Below are 259 nucleotides of genomic sequence, written 5' to 3'. Positions count from 1 at the left end.
ATCGATCATGCCTGCATGATCGATGGCATCCGGACAATCCAAGGTAAAAGAAAATGGATTGTCATCAATGAGGATCGTCTCCCAGCCCTGCTCTTTTAAGACGCTGGCAACCTGAAAAGCCGCGGCATCGAGCTCATCGCCATGTTCAATGCTGTCGGCGCCGGCTCCAATCAGAAGAACTTTTTTCATCGCCATCCCTCCTCGCGCTGCTTCATAATGTCCATAAACTCATCAAAAAGATTGTTGGTTTCATCCGGAC

1 protein-coding gene is annotated in these 259 nt (G+C 49.0%); it reads right to left on the bottom strand.

The window, feature by feature from the left end; translation table 11 throughout:
• A partial coding sequence (locus tag LJE08_RS14180) for a hypothetical protein (protein WP_227403601.1) occupies nt 1-189 on the bottom strand: 189 nt, incomplete at its 3' end.
• Nucleotides 190-259: the final 70 nt, after the last annotated feature.

Source organism: Holdemanella sp. DFI.5.55 (genome assembly GCF_020593575.1).
GTDB classification, from domain to species: Bacteria; Bacillota_I; Bacilli_A; order Erysipelotrichales; family Erysipelotrichaceae; genus Holdemanella; species Holdemanella hominis.
The sequence above is the reverse complement of the archived record's forward strand: the minus strand, read 5'-3'. Positions and strand labels throughout refer to the sequence as shown.